The organism is Jannaschia sp. GRR-S6-38 (genome assembly GCF_029853695.1).
Lineage (GTDB): Bacteria > Pseudomonadota > Alphaproteobacteria > Rhodobacterales > Rhodobacteraceae > Jannaschia > Jannaschia ovalis.
The window spans coordinates 404,463-421,726 of sequence record NZ_CP122537.1 but is presented as its reverse complement, the minus strand read 5'-3'; the positions used below and the strand labels follow the sequence as shown (position 1 = coordinate 421,726).

17 protein-coding genes are annotated in these 17,264 nt (G+C 70.7%); 10 read left to right on the top strand and 7 right to left on the bottom strand.

All coding sequences use genetic code 11. The features are described 5' to 3' along the window. Positions 1-108: 108 nt before the first annotated feature. Both P8627_RS02090 and P8627_RS02085 read right to left on the bottom strand, forming a co-directional pair. Positions 109-492, bottom strand: a complete 384-nt coding sequence (locus P8627_RS02090) for an antibiotic biosynthesis monooxygenase family protein (protein ID WP_279965841.1) — start codon at positions 490-492, stop codon at positions 109-111. Continuing rightward, positions 489-794, bottom strand: coding sequence for an NIPSNAP family protein (locus P8627_RS02085; protein ID WP_279965839.1), 306 nt, complete (start codon positions 792-794; stop codon positions 489-491). Before P8627_RS02085 ends, P8627_RS02090 begins: the two co-directional genes overlap by 4 nt. A gap of 69 nt (positions 795-863) precedes the next feature. Here P8627_RS02085 and P8627_RS02080 point away from each other — a divergent pair, with 69 nt between their 5' ends. Beyond that, complete coding sequence (locus P8627_RS02080) at positions 864-1,550, top strand: ArsR/SmtB family transcription factor (protein WP_279965838.1); 687 nt, start codon at positions 864-866, stop codon at positions 1,548-1,550. A 51-nt stretch (positions 1,551-1,601) separates the two neighbouring features. On the opposite strand, the gene ilvC is transcribed toward P8627_RS02080, so the two are convergent. Further along, positions 1,602-2,624: a ketol-acid reductoisomerase gene (gene ilvC / locus P8627_RS02075; protein ID WP_279965837.1), complete on the bottom strand. Its 1,023-nt coding sequence runs from the start codon at positions 2,622-2,624 to the stop codon at positions 1,602-1,604. A 136-nt stretch (positions 2,625-2,760) separates the two neighbouring features. Between ilvC and P8627_RS02070 the strand changes: the two genes are divergently transcribed. The 3 genes from P8627_RS02070 (at position 2,761) to P8627_RS02060 (ending at position 4,955) form a co-directional block, all read left to right on the top strand. Then, complete coding sequence (locus P8627_RS02070) at positions 2,761-3,216, top strand: Lrp/AsnC family transcriptional regulator (RefSeq protein ID WP_279965836.1); 456 nt, start codon at positions 2,761-2,763, stop codon at positions 3,214-3,216. 85 nt (positions 3,217-3,301) lie between these two features. Beyond that, positions 3,302-3,751 (top strand): Lrp/AsnC family transcriptional regulator, encoded by a 450-nt coding sequence (locus P8627_RS02065; RefSeq protein ID WP_279965835.1) that lies wholly within the window; start codon positions 3,302-3,304, stop codon positions 3,749-3,751. Between the two features lie 73 nt (positions 3,752-3,824). After that, on the top strand, positions 3,825-4,955 hold the full coding sequence (locus P8627_RS02060) for an aminotransferase class V-fold PLP-dependent enzyme (protein WP_279965834.1): 1,131 nt from the start codon (positions 3,825-3,827) through the stop codon (positions 4,953-4,955). Between the two features lie 14 nt (positions 4,956-4,969). On the opposite strand, the gene P8627_RS02055 is transcribed toward P8627_RS02060, so the two are convergent. Continuing rightward, positions 4,970-6,154, bottom strand: coding sequence for an FAD-dependent monooxygenase (locus tag P8627_RS02055; RefSeq protein ID WP_279965833.1), 1,185 nt, complete (start codon positions 6,152-6,154; stop codon positions 4,970-4,972). A 25-nt stretch (positions 6,155-6,179) separates the two neighbouring features. Then, the gene (locus tag P8627_RS02050) at positions 6,180-6,830 is read right to left on the bottom strand and encodes a pyrimidine 5'-nucleotidase (protein ID WP_279965832.1); all 651 of its coding nucleotides are present in this window, start codon (positions 6,828-6,830) and stop codon (positions 6,180-6,182) included. Between the two features lie 76 nt (positions 6,831-6,906). Between P8627_RS02050 and P8627_RS02045 the strand changes: the two genes are divergently transcribed. Next, positions 6,907-7,542, top strand: coding sequence for a GntR family transcriptional regulator (locus P8627_RS02045; RefSeq protein ID WP_279965831.1), 636 nt, complete (start codon positions 6,907-6,909; stop codon positions 7,540-7,542). A gap of 13 nt (positions 7,543-7,555) precedes the next feature. On the opposite strand, the gene P8627_RS02040 is transcribed toward P8627_RS02045, so the two are convergent. Together P8627_RS02040 and carA are read right to left on the bottom strand one after the other, a co-directional pair. Further along, the gene (locus tag P8627_RS02040; RefSeq protein WP_279965830.1) at positions 7,556-9,403 is read right to left on the bottom strand and encodes a glycosyltransferase; all 1,848 of its coding nucleotides are present in this window, start codon (positions 9,401-9,403) and stop codon (positions 7,556-7,558) included. 281 nt (positions 9,404-9,684) lie between these two features. Further along, positions 9,685-10,830 carry a glutamine-hydrolyzing carbamoyl-phosphate synthase small subunit gene (gene carA / locus P8627_RS02035; RefSeq protein ID WP_279965829.1) on the bottom strand — a complete coding sequence of 382 codons (1,146 nt, stop codon included), beginning with the start codon at positions 10,828-10,830 and terminating at the stop codon, positions 9,685-9,687. 182 nt (positions 10,831-11,012) lie between these two features. Between carA and P8627_RS02030 the strand changes: the two genes are divergently transcribed. The 5 genes from P8627_RS02030 (at position 11,013) to P8627_RS02010 (ending at position 17,202) form a co-directional block, all read left to right on the top strand. Further along, positions 11,013-11,465 (top strand): GatB/YqeY domain-containing protein, encoded by a 453-nt coding sequence (locus tag P8627_RS02030; RefSeq protein WP_279965828.1) that lies wholly within the window; start codon positions 11,013-11,015, stop codon positions 11,463-11,465. A gap of 99 nt (positions 11,466-11,564) precedes the next feature. Beyond that, entirely contained in the window at positions 11,565-12,635 is a 1,071-nt protein-coding gene (locus P8627_RS02025; protein ID WP_279965827.1) for an AI-2E family transporter, read from the top strand. A 2-nt stretch (positions 12,636-12,637) separates the two neighbouring features. Further along, positions 12,638-13,288, top strand: coding sequence for a P-loop NTPase family protein (locus tag P8627_RS02020; protein WP_279965826.1), 651 nt, complete (start codon positions 12,638-12,640; stop codon positions 13,286-13,288). An 89-nt stretch (positions 13,289-13,377) separates the two neighbouring features. Beyond that, complete coding sequence (locus tag P8627_RS02015; protein WP_279965825.1) at positions 13,378-15,573, top strand: RNA degradosome polyphosphate kinase; 2,196 nt, start codon at positions 13,378-13,380, stop codon at positions 15,571-15,573. Positions 15,574-15,654: 81 nt separating this feature from the next. After that, on the top strand, positions 15,655-17,202 hold the full coding sequence (locus P8627_RS02010) for a Ppx/GppA family phosphatase (RefSeq protein WP_407932959.1): 1,548 nt from the start codon (positions 15,655-15,657) through the stop codon (positions 17,200-17,202). Positions 17,203-17,264 lie beyond the last annotated feature (62 nt).

Genomic DNA, 17,264 nt, shown 5'->3' with positions numbered 1-17,264 from the left:
GCCATCCTTCTCGCCGTGCCGCTCTACGGGCTCTGGCACCAGGAGCAGGTCCACAAGGATCGCGACTGACGCGGCGGCGCCGGGACGGCGGCGCCGCCGTCCCGGGCGCTACCAGGCGGTCGGCGCGCCGCCCGTCGGGGCAGGGGGCGCCGGCCCCTCATGCACCGCGCGGCTGTCGAGCGGGCACTGAGCGCGGTCTGTCATGCCGTAATCCCGCGCAACGTCGGCCACGCGCAGCCGGTAATCGGCCAGCACGCCCGCCCGGCCCGCCGCCTGCGTCGCGCGGTGCTCGGGCCGCGCGCGCCAGGCGCGGACCGCCGCCTCGTCCTCGAAGAACGACAGCGATAGCAGCCACGCCGGATCGGCGAGCGAGCGGAATCGCTCGACCGAGATGAAGCCCGGATGCGCGTCCAGAAGCGGCGCCAGGCGCGCGGCGTGGTCCAGATATGCGTCTTCCGCGCCGGGCGTGACCTCGAAAATGACGGCGATCATCGGTCCACCCTCCGCAGCCAGGTCCGCTCCTCGCGCCGGATGAAGCGACGGGCCTGCGCGAAGGCGTAGTTCTCGCGCCCGAGCGGGTCCGCGGCCAGCCGGGCACGATAGGCCTCGTAGCTCGCGAGGTCGGGGATGTCGTAGATGCCGTAGGCCGTGCTGGCCGAGCCCTCATGCGGCGCGAAATAACCGGTGAGCGCGGCGCCGCAGCGCGGGATCGCCTTGCCCCAGTTGCGCGCATAGGTCGCGAAATCCTCTCGGGCGGTCGGCTCGATGTCGTAGCGGATGATGCAGGTCAGCATGTCGGGGTCTCCTTTCGGGGCCGACCCTAGGCCCTCGACAGGCCGGGATGCTTCGATCAGGATCGAACCATGCGGGATGGACCCGATATCGCCGCGATCGCCGCGCTGATCGGCGATCCGACGCGGGCGGCGATGCTGTCGGCGCTGATGGACGGGCGGGCGCTGACGGCGGGCGAGTTGGCCACCGAGGCGGGCGTGACGCCGCAGACCGCCAGTTCGCACATCGCCAAGCTTGAGGCGGGCGGAATGCTGGCGCGCATCAAGCAGGGGCGGCACGCCTATCTCCGTCTCGCGGGGCCCGACGTGGCAACGATTCTCGAGGGGCTGATGCGCTTCTCGGCGCGGCGCGCGCCGCCGCGGACGCGGCCCGGGCCGAAGGACGCGGCGCTGCGTGAGGCGCGGGTCTGCTACAACCACCTGGCCGGGCGGCGCGGCGTCCAGCTCTACCGCAGTCTCGTCGCGGCCGGCGCGCTCTCCGAGGGGCCGGTGGCGACGGCGCGGATGGCCGCCGCGCTCGCGCCGCTGGGCCTCGACCCCGGCACCGTGCCGGGCCGCAGCCCGCTCTGCCGCGACTGCCTCGACTGGTCGGAGCGGCGCCATCACCTCGCCGGACGGCTGGGCCGCGCGATCTTCGCGCGGATGGAGGAGATCGGCTGGCTGCGTCGCGATGCCGGCAGCCGCGCGGTCCTGCTGACGCCGCCGGGCCGCATGGCTTTCGACCGCGCCTTTCCCGTGCCCGTCCGGGCGAACGGCTGAACGCGAACGGGCCGCCCCGAGGGACGGCCCGCGATCGGTCTTCCGGCTGGCTCAGTTGCGCGCCTTGTCGACCATCTTGCCTTCGGAGATCCACGGCATCATCTCGCGCAGCTTCTCGCCGACCTGCTCGATCTGGTGCTCGTCGTTCAGCCGCCGCGTGCCCTTGAAGAAGGGCTGGCCCACGGCGTTCTCCTGCATGAAATCGCGCACGAACTTGCCGGTCTGGATGTCGGTCAGGATGGCCTTCATCCGCGCCTTGGTCTCGTCATAGGGCAGGACCCGCGGACCCGACACGTATTCGCCGTACTCGGCCGTGTTCGAGATCGAGTAGTTCATGTTCGCGATGCCGCCCTCGTAGATCAGGTCCACGATCAGCTTCACCTCGTGCAGGCACTCGAAATAGGCCATCTCGGGGGCGTAGCCCGCCTCGACCAGCGTCTCGAAGCCCATGCGGATCAGCTCGACCAGGCCGCCGCAGAGAACCGCCTGCTCGCCGAAGAGGTCGGTTTCGCATTCCTCGCGGAAATTGGTCTCGATGATGCCCGAGCGGCCGCCGCCGATGGCCGAGCAGTAGCTCAGGCCGATCTCGAGTGCGCGGCCCGAGGCGTCCTTGTCGACGGCCACGAGGCAGGGCACGCCGCCGCCCTTCTGGTACTCACCGCGCACGGTGTGGCCGGGGCCCTTGGGCGCCATCATGATGACGTCGATGCCCGGCTTGGGCTCGATCAGGCCGAAATGCACATTCAGGCCGTGGGCGAAGGCAATGGCCGCGCCCTCGCGGATGTTGTCGTGCACGTATTTGCGGTAGGTCTCGGCCTGCAATTCGTCGGGCATGGTGAACATGATCAGGTCGGCCCAGGCCGCAGCCTCGGCGATGCCCATGACCTTCAGGCCCTCGCCCTCGGCCTTGGCGGCGGAAGGCGAACCCTCGCGCAGCGCGACGGCCAGGTTCTTGGCGCCCGAATCGCGCAGGTTCAGCGCATGGGCATGCCCCTGCGAGCCGTAGCCCAGGATGGCGACCTTCATGTCCTTGATCAGGTTCACGTCGCAGTCGCGGTCGTAGTAAACGCGCATCGGTTGTCTCTCCTCCGGATCGCTTGATGGCGGCATGGATAGGATCGGGGCGGCTCGAAGGCGAGAAGCGGAATGGCTAGATCGCCCGTGCGTTTGGAGATATCCATTCGCAAACGTCCTGAGGATCGGAGAAATCATGCTCGACGCGCTGGATCGCCGCCTGCTGCGCCTGTGGCAGGCCGAGCCCGAGATGTCCGCGGCCGAGCTGGCCGCCGGGCTCGATCTGCCCGCGCCCCGCGTCGCGCGGCGGATCGAGCGTCTGCGCGAGGCCGGCATCGTGCGCGGCGTGCACGGCGTGATCGACTGGCGCGCGCTGGGCTATGCGGTCGAGGTCAGCCTGCGCATCCAGCTCGACAAGACGGCGCCGCGGGCCTTCGACGCCTTCCAGGAGGCGGCGCGCCGCGTGCCCGAGGTGACGGCGATGCAGACCTTCCTGGGCCGCGTCGACATCCGCCTGACCGCCATCGCCCGCGACATGGCCCATTGGCAGGCGCTCTATCGCGACCGGATCCTGACCCTGCCGCATATCGCCGAGATCGAGGCGCTGATGCAGGTGGCGACGGTCAAGACCGATCAGGTGCTGCCGCTGTGAGGGGCGCGGTCCCCCGGAGGCATTTCGCCCCCGCGCGCGCGAGCCGCCGGCGGAGTTCTTTCCGGCCAGAGGAAGGCGGACCCCGATGATCGACGACACCGACCGGGCGATCCTGCGCGTGGTGCAGGCCAATGCATCGCTCTCGGCGGGGGCCGTCGGGCGCGCCGTGGGCCTGTCGCAGCCGGCCGCCTGGCGGCGGATGCGGCGGCTGCGCGAGGCGGGCATCCTCGCGGGGCGCGAACTGGCGCTCGACCTCGAGAAGCTGGGGTTCGGGGTCACGGTGTTCCTGGGCGTGAAGCTGGCCGCGAAAGGCCGCGTCAGCCTGGAGGATTTCGAGCGCGCCGTCGCCGCCATCCCCGAGGTGCGCCGCGTCGATCACGTCCTGGGCCGTTTCGACTACCGCCTGCGGGTCACCGCGCGCGACCTGCCGGATTTCGAGCGCGTCCTGCGCCGCCGCATCATGGCGCTGCCCGGCATGGGCGAGATCGAGGCCAATGTCCTCCTGAGCGAGGAGCGTCTGCCGGGGCCGCTGTGACGATTTGTATGCTGAGATAGGCTTTGCCCTGCCCGCGGCGGCGTGAGAAACAGCCGGCAACGGAGGATACACGATGGCACTGCTCGACACCGTCGACCCGAACGGGCTCGAAGAATTCTCGGTCGTCTTCACCGACCGCTCGCTCAACTCGATGAGCGCCGCCTTCCAGCAGGTGATGCGCGATCTCGATGCCGGCCTGAAGGAGGTCTACGGCGCGGACCATGTCGCGATCGTCCCGGGCGGCGGCACCTTCGGGATGGAGGCCGTGGCCCGCCAGCTGGGGCAGGGCGCCAAGGCCCTCGTCGTGCGCAACGGCTGGTTCAGCTACCGCTGGTCGCAGATCATGGAGGCGGGCGCCTTCACCGGCGGCGTCGAGGTCATCAAGGCCCGGCAGACCGGCAACGATACCCGCTCGCCCTTCGCGCCGCCCCCGATCGCGGAGGTGACGGCCCGAATCCGCGCGGCCAAACCGGACGTCGTCTTCGCCCCGCATGTCGAGACCTCGGCCGGGGTGATCCTGCCCGACTCCTACGTCGCGGCGCTGGCGGAGGCGGCCCACGAGGTGGGCGCGCTGATGGTGCTGGACTGCATCGCCAGCGGCTGCGCCTGGGTCGACATGAAGGCCACCGGCGTGGATGTGCTGATCTCGGCCCCGCAGAAGGGCTGGAGCGCGCAGCCCTGCGCCGGGCTCGTGATGCTGTCGGATCGCGCGCGCCAGCGGGTGGAGGCCACGCAGTCGGACAGCTTCGCCATCGACCTGAAGAAATGGCTGCAGATCATGGATGCCTACCTCGCGGGCGGCCACGCCTATCACGCGACCATGCCCACCGACGCGCTGCGCGCCTTCCGCGACACGCTCAACGAGACGCGCGACTACGGCTTCGGCAAGCTGAAGGACGCGCAATGGGAGCTTGGGGACAAGGTCCGCGCCATGCTGGCGGCCAAGGGCATCCGTTCGGTCGCGGCCGAAGGCTACGGCGCGCCGGGTGTGGTGGTGAGCTATGCGCCCTCGGACGAGGTGAAGACCGGGAAGGCCTTCGCGCAGCTCGGCATGCAGATCGCGGCGGGCGTGCCGCTGCAATGCGACGAGCCGGCGGATTTTGCGACCTTCCGGATCGGTCTCTTCGGGCTGGACAAGCTGATGGATGTCGACGCCACCGTGGCCCGGCTGCGCGGTGTCGTGGACCAGGTCTTCCCGGACTGACGGGCGCGCCCGGCTCAGGCCGGGCGGGCCGAGCCCATTCCGAGCTTCATCAGCGTCTTGCGCACCGGCCCCAGGTCGTGAAGCGCGCCGACGCCCCAGGCGCGCGCCGCCTGTACCGGGCTCGCGCCCGCGATGGAGGTGCGGTTGAGCAGGTCGATCCCGGCCATCCGCGCCGCGACCTCGGGGTAGCGGCGGCGCTGGTACCGGTCGAGCACGCGCGCGCTCCCCGGATCCGTCCCCGCCGCGAGGTCGCGCAGCGTGGCGATATCGGCGAGCGAGGTGTTTAGACCCTGCGCGCCGATGGGCGGCATGGCATGGGCGGCCTCGGCGGCCAGCGCCACGCGGCGCGCAGTCATCCGGTGGGCCAGCCGCGACAGGATCGGCCAGGCCGCCCGCGGCGAGACGAGCCGCAGTTCGCCCATGACCCCGGCGGCGCGTTCGTTCGCCTCGGCCGCGAAGATGTCTTCGGGCAGCTCCATCCGCCGCGCCTGCTCGGCCGCGCGGTCCATCCAGACCACGGCCGAGCGATGCGCCCCGTCGCGATCCGCGAGCGGCACCAGCGTGAAGGGGCCGCCCGCGCGGTGGATCTCGGTCGAGACGTCGCCATGCGGGGCATCATGGGCGACGGCGAAGACGATGGCGGTCTGCCCGTAATCCACCGTCCGCGCGCCAATGCCCGCCATGGCGCGCACGGGGCTGTGCTTGCCGTCGCAGGCGAGGACGAGCCGGGCCGCGATCCGCGAGCCGTCCGACAGCGTCACCCGCGCCTCGGTCTCGCGCGTGAAGAGCCGGTCGACCGACTGTCCGAAACGCGTGTCTATGCCCAGCGCCTCGACGCGGGCCAGGAGTTCGCGCCGCAGAAGCCAGTTCTGGAAATTCCAGCCGAAGGGTGCGTCGGAGATGTCCATCGCGTCGAAATCGCGCGTGACATGCGGGCGGCGCGACGCGTCCACGATGCGCATCGTCCAAAGCTCGGAGCCGTGCGGCGCCAGCGCCTCCCAGACGCCCGCGCGGTCGAGCAGGTCGCGCGCCGGTTGGAGCAGGGCCGTCGTGCGCAAATCGGCGCCGGGCGCATCCTCGCCCGTCACCGGCGGCGCCGGGTCGACCAGCGTCACGCGATGGCCCTCGGCGCCCAGGGCGCAGGCGGCGGCGAGGCCCGCGGGGCCGGCGCCCGCGATCAGGATGTCGGTCTCGGTCATGGGATGCAGGTAGGGCGCGGGGGCGTCACGGGCCAGTGGTCACGATGTCCCGCAGGAAGCCAGTGAGATCGGCCGTGTGATGCTGGACATGCGCGCCGTCGCCGCGTTCGGGCGCGACATGGACGCAGGCGAAGCCCAGTTCGTGCGGCACGGCGAGGTTGCGGGCGCTGTCCTCGAACATCGCGGCGCGGGTCGGGTCCAGCCCGTCGCGGGCATGGATCGCGGCGTAATTCTCGGCATGGGGCTTGGGGCGATGATGCGGCGAATGCTCGATCCCGTGCATCGCGTCCCAGAGACCCAAGAGGCCGCGCGCATCGAGCACCCGCTCGGCATAGCGGACGGTGCCGTTGGTGTGGATGATCTTGCGGCCGGGCAGGGCGGCGATGGCGGCGCGCAGGTCGGGGGCGGGGGACAGGACCGAAAGGTCGATCTCGTGCACGTCGTCGAGGAAGGGATCCGGGTCCTGGCCGTGCTCCTCCATCAGCCCGGCCAGCGTGGTGCCGTGATCGTGCCACCAGCGCGCGCGCAGGCGGTCGGCCTCGGCCTCGTCGACATCGAGCGTCGCCATGATCCAGCGCACCATCCGCGCCTCGATCTGCGGAAACAGGGGCGTCGTGACGGGATAGAGCGTCTCGTCGAGGTCGAAGACCCAGGTGGTCACATGCGCAAAAGCCATGGACGGGCCTTGCCCGTCCGGCGGTTGATCCGCAAGGGGGGCGGAGCTAGCGTCGCGCGACGGCAAGGGGACGCGCATGGATCGCAATGGCACGAAAGACGCCTATCAGCTCATCATCGACGCCATCGACGAGGGCACTTACCGCCCCGGCGACCGGCTGGTCGAGAGCGAGCTGGCCGACCGGTTCGGCGTCTCGCGCACGCCAGTCCGCGAGGCGTTGCAGCGGCTTGAGACGCAGGCCCTGCTGACCCGCGACGGCCGGTCGCTGATCGTCGCCTCGCTGAGCCACGACCAGATGGCCGAGCTCTACGCCGTGCGCACCGAACTGGAGGCGCTGGCCGCGCGGCTGGCCGCCCAGCATGCCGCGCGCGAGGAGATCAATGTCCTGCGCGACATGATCGCCGAGGACCGGGACCTGCTTGACGACGCGCGCGCGCTGTCGCGGGCAAATCGCCGCTTCCACGAACAGATCCACCGCGCCTCGCACAATCGCTATCTCGTCCAGCAGCTCGGGATGGTGCACCGCTCGATGGCGCTGATGGCGACGACCTCGCTGGCGGCGGACGGGCGCGGGCCCGCGGCGCTCGACGAGCACGAGACCATCGTCGCGGCGATCGCCGATCGCGACGGGGATCGCGCGGCGGAGGCCCTGCGCCAGCATCTCTCGACGGCGTTCGAGGTGCGGCTGCGCGAAGAGGCGCGGCGCATCTGAGGCGGTGGCGCGGTCAGGCGCCGGGCCGCGCCGCGGCGCGGCTCAACAGGCCTTCCAGTCGGGCGATGTCCTCGGCGCTCCCGGTGCCGCCGAAGGCGCCATGCTCGGTCTTGTCCCAGTGGAACGGGCTGCGCAGCACTTCGGCTATGGCCTTCACCAGGGCCAGCGTGGCGAGCGGGAAATAGAGCGGCAGCAGGAAGATCCATTTCCGCAGCGGCCGGTGATGCGGGGCCGACAGGCTGACCAGCGTCGCGGCGATGTCGACCACCAGCAGCGAGATCATCGCCGCGACCAGTGCGGTCATGCCCGCTTCCGGCAGCAGCGCCGCCACCGGGTGCGCGATGCCGAAACTCAGGAGGCCCAGCGACCACAGAAGCGGCAGGAGCGCGGGGCTGAGCAGCGCCCCGAGGAACAGGAGGTGGAAGCCCAGGGCACGCTTCGGCCCGAGTTCGCGCCAGAGCCGGAGCGGCTGGCGGCTGTGGACGGCCCAGGTCAGCAGATAGCCCTTGATCCAGCGCGAGCGCTGCTTGACCCAGGCGAGCGGCTTCGCGTTCGCCTCCTCCAGCGTGGTGGTGTCGATGATCTCGGTCCGGTAGCCGCGGCGCGCGAGCCGGACGCCCAGATCGGCATCCTCGGTCACGTTATGGGCGTCCCAGGCGCCGATCTCCTCGAGCAGGTCGCGGCGGAAGAACAGCGTGGTCCCGCCCAGCGGCACGACGAGACCCATGCGCGCGATCCCGGGCAGGACCAGCCGGAACCAGTTGGCGTATTCCATCGTGAAGCACCGGGCGATCCAGTTGCGCTCGGGGTTGTAGAAATCGAGCCGGCCCTGGAGGCAGGCCAGGTCGGGCGGCGCGGCGTGAAAGCGCGCGACCACCTGGCGGATCTGGTCGGGCGCGGGCGCGTCCTCGGCGTCGTAGATGCCCACGATGCTGCCGCGCGCGAAGTTGAGCGCATAGTTCATCGCCCGCGGTTTCGTCCGCGGCTGGCCGTCGGGGACGACGATGACGCGGATCCAGGCCGGGAGGCTCGCAGCCTCGAGCGCGGCGCGGGTGAGCTGGTCGTCTTCCTCGACCACGAGGCAGATATCCAGACGCTCGCGCGGGTATTCGATCCGCGACAGGCGCCGGGTGAGCGGGCCGGCAATGTCGGGCTCGCGGTGCAGCGGCACGAAGATCGTGACGATGGGCGGGCCGTGCCTGGCCTCGCGGGCGGGCCGGATGCTGGCGAAGCGGCGCGGCGCGGGCCGGCGGCTGGCGATCGCGGCGGCCACACGCAGGCCGGCGTTCAGGACCGCGACCAGCACCGCCAGAAGGGTCAGGCCCGCGACCACCGGGCCGGGCCAGAGCGAGAGCGCGCCGAGCGCCGCCGCCAGCAGCCCGATCATCGCGACCGTGACCGAGCGCCCCTGCATGGCGCGGCAGGTCTGGTCCCCGGGCGCGCGGCATTCGGCCAGTCGGGCCAGCGCCGGGCCGTGGACGGCGGCGATGCGCGCCTCGACCTCGGCCCGTGTCGCGACGGCCAGGTGGCATTGCCCGAAATGCGGCGCGGCGGCGCGCAGGATCGCCTTCGCGTCCTCGGGGCGCGACGTGGCGATGACGACCCGGCCGCCCCGGCGCGACCACGGCACGGCCCCCAGCCGCAGCGCGAGCTCTGCCGGAAACTGGCGGACCAGGTCGTCGCGCGCGCGGCCGTCGGGGCGCGGATCGGCGCGGGGCCGCCGGAATTGCGTGGCGAGCGCATCCGCGAGCGCGTCGGCCGAGATGATGCCCCGCGCCAGAAGGGTCTCGCCCAGCGGCGCGCCGGTCTCGCGCTGCGCGATCAGAGCGCGGGCCAGGTCGAACCGGTCGAGTGCCCCCATGCCGAGCAGGATATGTCCCAGGGTGCGGGGCGTATCGGCGCGATTGGCCAGAGGCTCGACCGGGCGGCGGGCCCGGCGCAGGAGGGGGCGGTTCGGGGATCGACGGTGCTGCGCAGCGCACGCGACGCGTCCGGATCGATGATCCAGTGCGGCGCGGCGGCGGTCGGCCCCGCCCGGCTGCGCCCGATTCCGGGCTCGTTGACGGACATCCGGCTCTCCCCCTTGGGAGTCCGGCGGCTAAGGCAGGATGGTTAACGCAAGGTTAAGCGCGCGCAGCGGGATCAGCTCGTCCGGGCGGCCATCGCGGCCGCGAAATCGTCGAACAGATAGGCGCTGTCATGCGGCCCGGGGCTCGCCTCGGGGTGGTACTGGACCGAGAAGACCGGGCGACCGGACAGGCGGATGCCGCAATTCGAGCCGTCGAACAGGCTGACATGCGTCTCCTCGACGCCATCGGGCAGGCTTTGCGCGTCGACGGTGAAGCCGTGGTTCATCGACGTGATCTCGACCTTGCCGTCGCGCTTGCGCTGCACGGGGTGGTTCGCGCCGTGATGGCCGTGGTTCATCTTCACCGTGCGCGCGCCCAGCGCCATGGCCAGCATCTGGTGGCCGAGGCAGATGCCGAAGACCGGCAGGCCGCTCTCGACGATCTCGCGGATCATCGGCACCGCGTATTCGCCGGTCGCGGCCGGATCGCCCGGACCGTTCGACAGGAACAGCCCGTCGGGGTTCAGCGCGCGCACGTCCTCGGCGGTGGCGGTGGCGGGCAGGACGGTCACGTCGCAGCCCGACGAGGCCAGCGAGCGCAGGATGTTGCGCTTGGCGCCGTAATCGATGGCGACGACCTTGTGCTTGGGGGCGTCCTGCGTGCCATAGCCGCCGGGCCAGGCCCATTTCGTCTCGGACCAGCGATAGGATTGCCGGGTGGTGACGTCGCGGGCGAGGTCCATGCCTTCCAGCCCGCGGAAGGCGCGCGCCCGGGCGACCAGATCCTCGATGTCGAAATTGCCATCCGGGTCGTGGGCGAGCGCGACATGCGGCGCGCCCTGCTGGCGGATCGCGCGGGTCAGGCGCCGGGTGTCGACCCCGCCCATCCCGATCCGGCCGCGCGCGGCGAGCCAGCTCTCCAGATCGCGCGTCGCGCGCCAGTTCGACGGCTCGGTCGGGTCCCACTTGACCACCATGCCCGCGGCGACCGGGTCGGCGGTCTCGTCATCCTCGGGCGTGATGCCGGTATTTCCGATATGCGGGAAAGTGAAAGTCACGATCTGCCCGGCATAGGACGGGTCGGTCATGATCTCCTGGTAGCCGGTCATCGCGGTGTTGAAGCACAGCTCCGCTACCGCCGTGCCCGTGGCCCCGAAGCCGCGGCCGCGGAAGATCGTCCCGTCGGCGAGGGCGAGGCAGGCGGTCGGCATCTGGGTCATGGGACCTCTCCGGTGCGGCTGGAAGACGGGCAAACTCGCGGGCTTCTAGGGAGCGGCAGGAAGGCCGTCAAGCGACGCGCCCCGCCAGCCCTACGCGATGGCCTGACTTCGGGGAAGGGTTTGCGCCGGCCGCTATCGGCACTATGTCTGCCCGCTCTGAGCCCCGACCGGACGAGGAAGCGATGGATTTGCGAGAGAAGCTGAACGCCGCGCTCAAGGATGCGATGCGCGACAAGGACCAGCGGCGCGTGGGCACGCTGCGTCTGATCAACGCCGCGCTGAAGGACCAGGATATCGCGCTGCGCGCCGAGGGGCGCAGCGTCGGCGACGCTGAGGCGACCGCGATCCTGTCGAAGATGGTCAAGCAGCGCCAGGAATCCGCCCGCGCCTATGAGGAGGCGGGCCGGCTGGAGCTGGCCGAGCAGGAACGCGCCGAGATCGAGATCGTCGAGGAGTACCTGCCGCGCAAGCTGACCGAGAAGCAGGTCGACGCCGCCGTCGCGGCCGCCATCGCCGAGACCGGCGCCAGCTCGGTGCGCGACATGGGCAAGGTGATGGGCGTGCTGAAGGCGCGCCATCCCGGCCAGATCGATTTCGGCCGCGTGGGCCCGATGGTGAAGGAGCGGCTGGCCTAGGCCGGGCCCGCCCGCTAAGCGCGCCGCCGAAGGCCGCTTGCGCGCCCCGCCCGGGGCGGGCATCCTGCGCCGCATTGCGGCACGAGAGGCGTCCCCGACATGGCTTTGTCCGTCAGGCAACAGATGACCTATTGGGGCATCGCCGCGGCGCTGTTTCTCGTGATCCTGTGGTATCTCGGCCCGATCCTGCTGCCCTTCATCGTGGGCGGCGCCATCGCCTATATCCTCGATCCGCTGGCCGACCGGCTGGAGTCGCTGGGTCTGCCCCGCGCCGCCGCGACGACGGTGATAACGTTGGTGGGCGTGCTGGCCCTGACGGGGGCCATCGCCTTCCTGATCCCGCTTCTCGTCGACCAGGCGCAGGCGCTGATCCTGAAGGCGCCCGAGTATTTCGGCGCCTTCCGCGACTGGCTGCGCGTCCGCTTCCCCGAGACCGCCGCCGCGGACGGGCTGATCCAGACCACGCTGCGCGACTTGGGCGAGGCGGTGCGCGCCCGCGGCGGCCAACTGGCGCAGGGCGTGGTCTCGGGGCTCTTCGGCGTCGTCAACGCGCTGGTCTTCATCATCGTCGTGCCGGTCGTGGCCTTCTACCTGCTGCTCGACTGGGACAACATGGTCGCCCGCATCGACGACCTCCTCCCGCGGGAGCATGTCGGCACGATCCGCGACCTCGCGCGCGAGATCGACGCGACGCTGGCCAGCTTCGTGCGCGGGCAGGGGACGGTCTGCCTGATCCTCGGTACCTTCTATTCGGTCGGACTGATCGCGGTGGGGCTGCAATTCGGCCTGATCGTCGGCGCCGTCGCCGGGCTCATCACCTTCATTCCCTATGTCGGCGCGCTGGTCGGCGGGGTGCTGGCCATCGGGCTGGCGCTGTTCCAGTTCTGGGGCGACTGGCTGTCGATCGGGCTGGTGGCGGCGATCTTCGCGGCCGGGCAGTTCCTCGAAGGCAACGTCCTGACGCCGAAGCTGGTCGGCGGGTCGGTCGGGCTGCACCCGGTCTGGCTGCTCTTCGCCCTCTCGGCCTTCGGCTCGATCTACGGCTTCGTGGGCATGCTGGTGGCCGTGCCGCTGGCCGCAGCGCTGGGCGTCGTCACGCGGTTCGCAGTGTCGAATTACAAGTCCAGCATGCTCTATCGCGGCTCGGCGGGCCGGGGGCCCGGCGCCTGACCATGGACCAGCTCAGCATTCCCCTGCCGCGCCTGGAGGCGCGGGGGCGCGAGGATTTCATGGTCTCGCCCTCCAACGCCACGGCGCTGCGGCTGGTCGAGACATGGCCCGACTGGCCCGAGGGGCGGCTGGCCCTGATCGGACCGGCGGGCGCGGGGAAATCGCACCTGGCCGCCATCTGGGCCGAGGAGGCGGGCGCGCGGATCCTGCCCTGCGCCGCGCTCTCCGCGGACGAAGCGCCGCAGCTCGCCACGGCCCCGCTGGTCCTGGAGGATTGCGACCGCGGCTGCGATGAGACGGCGCTTTTCCACCTGCTGAACGCCTGCGCGGCGGCGGGACGGGGGCTTCTGCTGACGGGCCGGACCCCGCCGGCGACATGGCGCGTGGCGCTGCCGGACCTGGCCAGCCGCTTGTCGGCCACCACGCCCGCGGCGATCGAGGATCCCGACGACACGCTTCTGTCGGTGGTGCTACTGAAGCTCTTCTCCGACCGGCAATTGCAGGTGAAGCCCGCGCTGATCGGCTATCTCCTGCCCCGGATGGAACGCAGCTTCGCCGCCGCCAGCGCATTGGTCGACCGGCTGGACCGCGCATCGCTGGCGCGCGGCGTGCCGATCAACGGCGCGCTCGCCCGTGAGCTTCTGGAAGGCTGAGCGGCCGGCTCTGGCGCTTCGGGGGGAAAAGCGGCTAGGCTCGGCGCCCGCATCACCCGATTATTTCAGCAAACCGTCAGCCCGTTTTCATGCCCGAGTCCGTCCCCGCCGCAGATTTCCTCAACGCCCCACTGCCCGCGCCGCGCGCGCTGGATGACGACCGTCGCACCGGCCCCCGGCGCTTCTTCAACCGGGAGATCAGCTGGCTCAGCTTCAATTCCCGCGTGCTGGAGGAGGCCGAGAACCCTCGCGTGCCCCTGCTGGAGCGGCTGCGCTTCCTGTCGATCTCGGCGGCGAATCTCGACGAATTCTACACCGTTCGCGTCGCCGGCCTGCGCGAGCTGGCGCGCGCGGGCAACCGCACGCCGGCCGCCGATGGCCGCACCCCTGCCGAGCAGCTGACCATGATCGACGTCGATGCCACGGCCCTGCTGTCGCGCCAGCAGGATGTCTGGAAGGCGCTGAAGCGCGAGATGGAGACGGCGGGCCTCTGCCTTCTGGACCGCGGCGCGCTGACCAAGCCGGAGCGGACGGCGCTGGCCGATCACTTCCTGCGCGAGGTCTTCCCCGTGCTCTCGCCCTTGGCCATCGACCCGGCGCATCCGTTCCCCTTCATCCCGAACGAAGGCTTCGCGCTGGCCGTCGAGCTGGAGCGCAAATCCGACGGGCGCACCCTGCGCGCGCTTCTGCCCATCCCCGCGCAGATCGACCGCTTCATCCGCCTGCCCGCGGGCGAGGGCGAGGAGACGCCGATCCGGTTCCTGCCGCTGGAGGAGCTTCTGCTGATGCAGATCGAGCAGCTCTTCCCCGGCTATGGGCTCAAGGGCCACTGCTCCTTCCGGGTGCTGCGCGACAGCGATCTGGAGGTCGAGGAGGAGGCCGAGGACCTGGTGCGCGAGTTCGAGACCGCGCTGAAGCGCCGCCGCCGGGGCGAGATCGTGCGCATGAAGATCACCGCCGGCGCCCCCGCGAGCCTGCGCGGCGAGATCGTGGACGAGATCGGGGTGGCCGAGCACGAAGTGATCGAGGTCGACGGCCTGATCGGGCTCGCCGCGCTCAAGGAACTGGTCGTCGACGACCGCAAGGACCTGCTCTGGAACACCTTCACCCCGCGCGTGCCCGAGCGCGTGCAGGACCATGACGGCGACATGTTCGCGGCGATCCGTCAGAAAGACATGCTGCTGCACCATCCCTACGAGACCTTCGACATGGTCATCCGCTTTCTGACTCAGGCGGCCACCGATTCGAATGTCGTGGCGATCAAGCAGACGCTCTACCGCACCTCGCGCGACAGCCCGATCGTCGCCGCGCTCTGCGAGGCGGCGGAGGCGGGCAAGACGGTGACCGCGCTGGTCGAGCTGAAGGCGCGTTTCGACGAGGCCGCCAATATCCGGCAGTCGCGGCGTCTGGAGCGGGCGGGCGCGCATGTCGTCTACGGCTTCACCAGCTACAAGACCCACGCCAAGATCAGCACCGTGGTCCGCCGCGAGAACGACCGGCTGGTGACCTATTCGCATTTCGGCACCGGCAACTACCACCCTATCACCGCGCGCATCTACACCGATCTCAGCCTCTTCACCGCCAACGAGAAGCTGGCCCGCGATGCGACGAAGGTCTTCAACTACATCTCGGGCTACGCGCCCCCCGAGGGACTGGAGGCGCTGCGGATCTCGCCGGTTCACCTGAAGGACCACCTGCTCACCTCGATCGCCGCCGAGATCGAGCATGCCCGCGCCGGCCGGCCCGCGGTGATATGGGCCAAGATGAACGCGCTGATCGAGCCCGATGTGATCGACGCGCTCTACGCGGCCAGCCAGGCAGGCGTCCGCATCGAGCTGGTCGTGCGCGGCATCTGCGGCCTGCGCCCCGGCGTCGAAGGACTGTCCGAGACGATCCGCGTCAAGTCGGTCGTCGGCCGCTTCCTCGAGCACAGCCGCATCGTCTGCTTCGGCAATGGCCACGGGCTGCCGCACAAGAAGGCGCGGGTCTATATCAGTTCGGCCGACTGGATGGGCCGCAATCTCAACCGCCGCGTCGAGACGCTGGTGGAATGCACCAATCCGACCGTGAAGGCGCAGATCGTCGACCAGATCATGGCCGCCAACCTCGCCGATGTCGCGCAGAGCTGGGTGCTCGGCCCCGAGGGCGAATGGACGCGGCCCGACCTGTCGAAGCTGGAGAACCCGTTCTCCTGCCATCGCTTCTTCATGGAGAACCCGTCCTTGTCGGGCCGCGGCAGCGCGGGCGCGAAGGATGTGCCGGAACTGACCCACGCGCCGGACTAGGCGCCGCGCCGGCCCGGCGCGATTGACGCTTCCCGCGCGCCCGTGCACTCCTGCCCCCGGATCAAGCCCCGGGGGACCCGCATGGCCGGTATGACGATCGACCCTGCCGATTACGGCCCCTTCGGCGCGCCGCTCTTCGACGGGCCGGAGGCGCGGGCGCTGCGACGGGTGGGGGTGATCGATGTCGGCTCGAACTCCGTCCGCCTCGTGGTCTTCGACGGCGCGGCCCGTTCGCCGGCCTATTTCTACAACGAGAAGATCCTCTGCGGACTGGGCTCGGGCCTTGCCGAAAGCGGCCGCCTGAACCCCGAGGGTCGCGAGCGCGCGATGTCGGCGCTCAAACGCTTCGCGATCCTCGCCCGCGGCATGGAGGTGAACTCGCTGACCGTCGTCGCCACCGCCGCCGTCCGCGAGGCCGAGGACGGCCCCGCCTTCGAGCGCGAGGTACGCGACGCGACCGGCCTGAAGCTCTGGGTCATCGACGGCACCGAGGAGGCGCGGCTTTCGGGGCAGGGCGTGCTGCTGGGCTGGCCCGAGGCCGAGGGGCTGATGTGCGATATCGGCGGCTCGTCGATGGAACTGGCCGAGCTGAAGGGCGGGGCGGTCGGCAAGACCGTCTCGGGCAAGCTCGGGCCGCTCAAGCTCGAGGGCGCGGGCGGCAAGGGCGCGCGCCGCAAGGAGATCGACGCGGGCGTGGCGGAGATGGCCGAGGCGCTGGACGGCGACCGCTACGACCGGCTGTATCTCGTCGGCGGCTCCTGGCGGGCCATCGCCCGGATCGACATGGAGCGGCGCGGCTATCCCCTTCAGGTGCTGCACGAATACACGATGACGGCCAAGGATCTTCGCGCGACCTTCGACTATATCGAAGGGCAGGAGATGGACGATCTCGGCAAGCGGACCGGCACGTCCTCGGCGCGGATGTCGCTCGTTCCGATCGCCTCCGAGGTGCTGAGCCGGGTCATCAAGACCTTCCGCCCGAAGGAGATCGCGATCTCCTCCTACGGGATCCGCGAGGGGCTGCTCTACGAGCGCATGCCGGAGCTTCTGCGCGCCCGCGATCCGCTGATCGAAAGCGCCCGGGCCTCCGAGGCGGCCTCGGCCCGGCTGCCGGGGTTCGGGCGGGTCCTCTACAAGTTCGTCTCGCCGCTCTTCTCGCGGGCGGGCGACCGGCGATTGCGCCTGATCCGTGCCTGCTGCCTGCTGCATGACGTGTCCTGGCGGGCGCATCCCGATTACCGGGCGGAGATCTGTTTCGACAACGCAACGCGCGCCAATCTGGGCGGCCTGACGCATTCCGAACGGGTCTTCCTGGGCCTCGCGCTGCTGCATCGCTACCGCAACAAGCGCCAGGGCACGCCCTTCGAGCGCCTCGCCCCGCTTCTGGGCGAGGAGGATACGCTGCAGGCCGAGGTGGTGGGCAAGGCCATGCGCTTCGGTGCGATGTTCTCGGCCCAGGATCCCGGGCTGATGGGCAAGATGAAGCTCTTCCCGAAGAAGGGCCTTCTGGAGCTGTCGCTGCCCAAGGGCGATGGCGAAGCGCTCTACGGTGAGGTGGCGGAGGCGCGCTTCAAGTCGCTCGCTTCCAGCCTCGGGGCCGAGCCGCAGGTCCGGGTCGTCCGGTCATAAGCCGGGCCGCGCGGGACCTGGCACCTGGGTCTGTCGGCCAGTGTCGGGGCCGGAAGCCCGCG

Bases quoted from the DNA above. Each gene is read 5' to 3' on its own strand.
- P8627_RS02090 (WP_279965841.1), bottom strand. From the start codon at position 492: ATGATCGCCGTCATTTTCGAGGTCACGCCCGGCGCGGAAGACGCATAT.
- P8627_RS02085 (WP_279965839.1), bottom strand. From the start codon at position 794: ATGCTGACCTGCATCATCCGCTACGACATCGAGCCGACCGCCCGAGAG.
- P8627_RS02080 (WP_279965838.1), top strand. From the start codon at position 864: ATGCGGGATGGACCCGATATCGCCGCGATCGCCGCGCTGATCGGCGAT.
- ilvC (WP_279965837.1), bottom strand. From the start codon at position 2,624: ATGCGCGTTTACTACGACCGCGACTGCGACGTGAACCTGATCAAGGAC.
- P8627_RS02070 (WP_279965836.1), top strand. From the start codon at position 2,761: ATGCTCGACGCGCTGGATCGCCGCCTGCTGCGCCTGTGGCAGGCCGAG.
- P8627_RS02065 (WP_279965835.1), top strand. From the start codon at position 3,302: ATGATCGACGACACCGACCGGGCGATCCTGCGCGTGGTGCAGGCCAAT.
- P8627_RS02060 (WP_279965834.1), top strand. From the start codon at position 3,825: ATGGCACTGCTCGACACCGTCGACCCGAACGGGCTCGAAGAATTCTCG.
- P8627_RS02055 (WP_279965833.1), bottom strand. From the start codon at position 6,154: ATGACCGAGACCGACATCCTGATCGCGGGCGCCGGCCCCGCGGGCCTC.
- P8627_RS02050 (WP_279965832.1), bottom strand. From the start codon at position 6,830: ATGGCTTTTGCGCATGTGACCACCTGGGTCTTCGACCTCGACGAGACG.
- P8627_RS02045 (WP_279965831.1), top strand. From the start codon at position 6,907: ATGGATCGCAATGGCACGAAAGACGCCTATCAGCTCATCATCGACGCC.
- P8627_RS02040 (WP_279965830.1), bottom strand. From the start codon at position 9,403: ATGGGGGCACTCGACCGGTTCGACCTGGCCCGCGCTCTGATCGCGCAG.
- carA (WP_279965829.1), bottom strand. From the start codon at position 10,830: ATGACCCAGATGCCGACCGCCTGCCTCGCCCTCGCCGACGGGACGATC.
- P8627_RS02030 (WP_279965828.1), top strand. From the start codon at position 11,013: ATGGATTTGCGAGAGAAGCTGAACGCCGCGCTCAAGGATGCGATGCGC.
- P8627_RS02025 (WP_279965827.1), top strand. From the start codon at position 11,565: ATGGCTTTGTCCGTCAGGCAACAGATGACCTATTGGGGCATCGCCGCG.
- P8627_RS02020 (WP_279965826.1), top strand. From the start codon at position 12,638: ATGGACCAGCTCAGCATTCCCCTGCCGCGCCTGGAGGCGCGGGGGCGC.
- P8627_RS02015 (WP_279965825.1), top strand. From the start codon at position 13,378: ATGCCCGAGTCCGTCCCCGCCGCAGATTTCCTCAACGCCCCACTGCCC.
- P8627_RS02010 (WP_407932959.1), top strand. From the start codon at position 15,655: ATGGCCGGTATGACGATCGACCCTGCCGATTACGGCCCCTTCGGCGCG.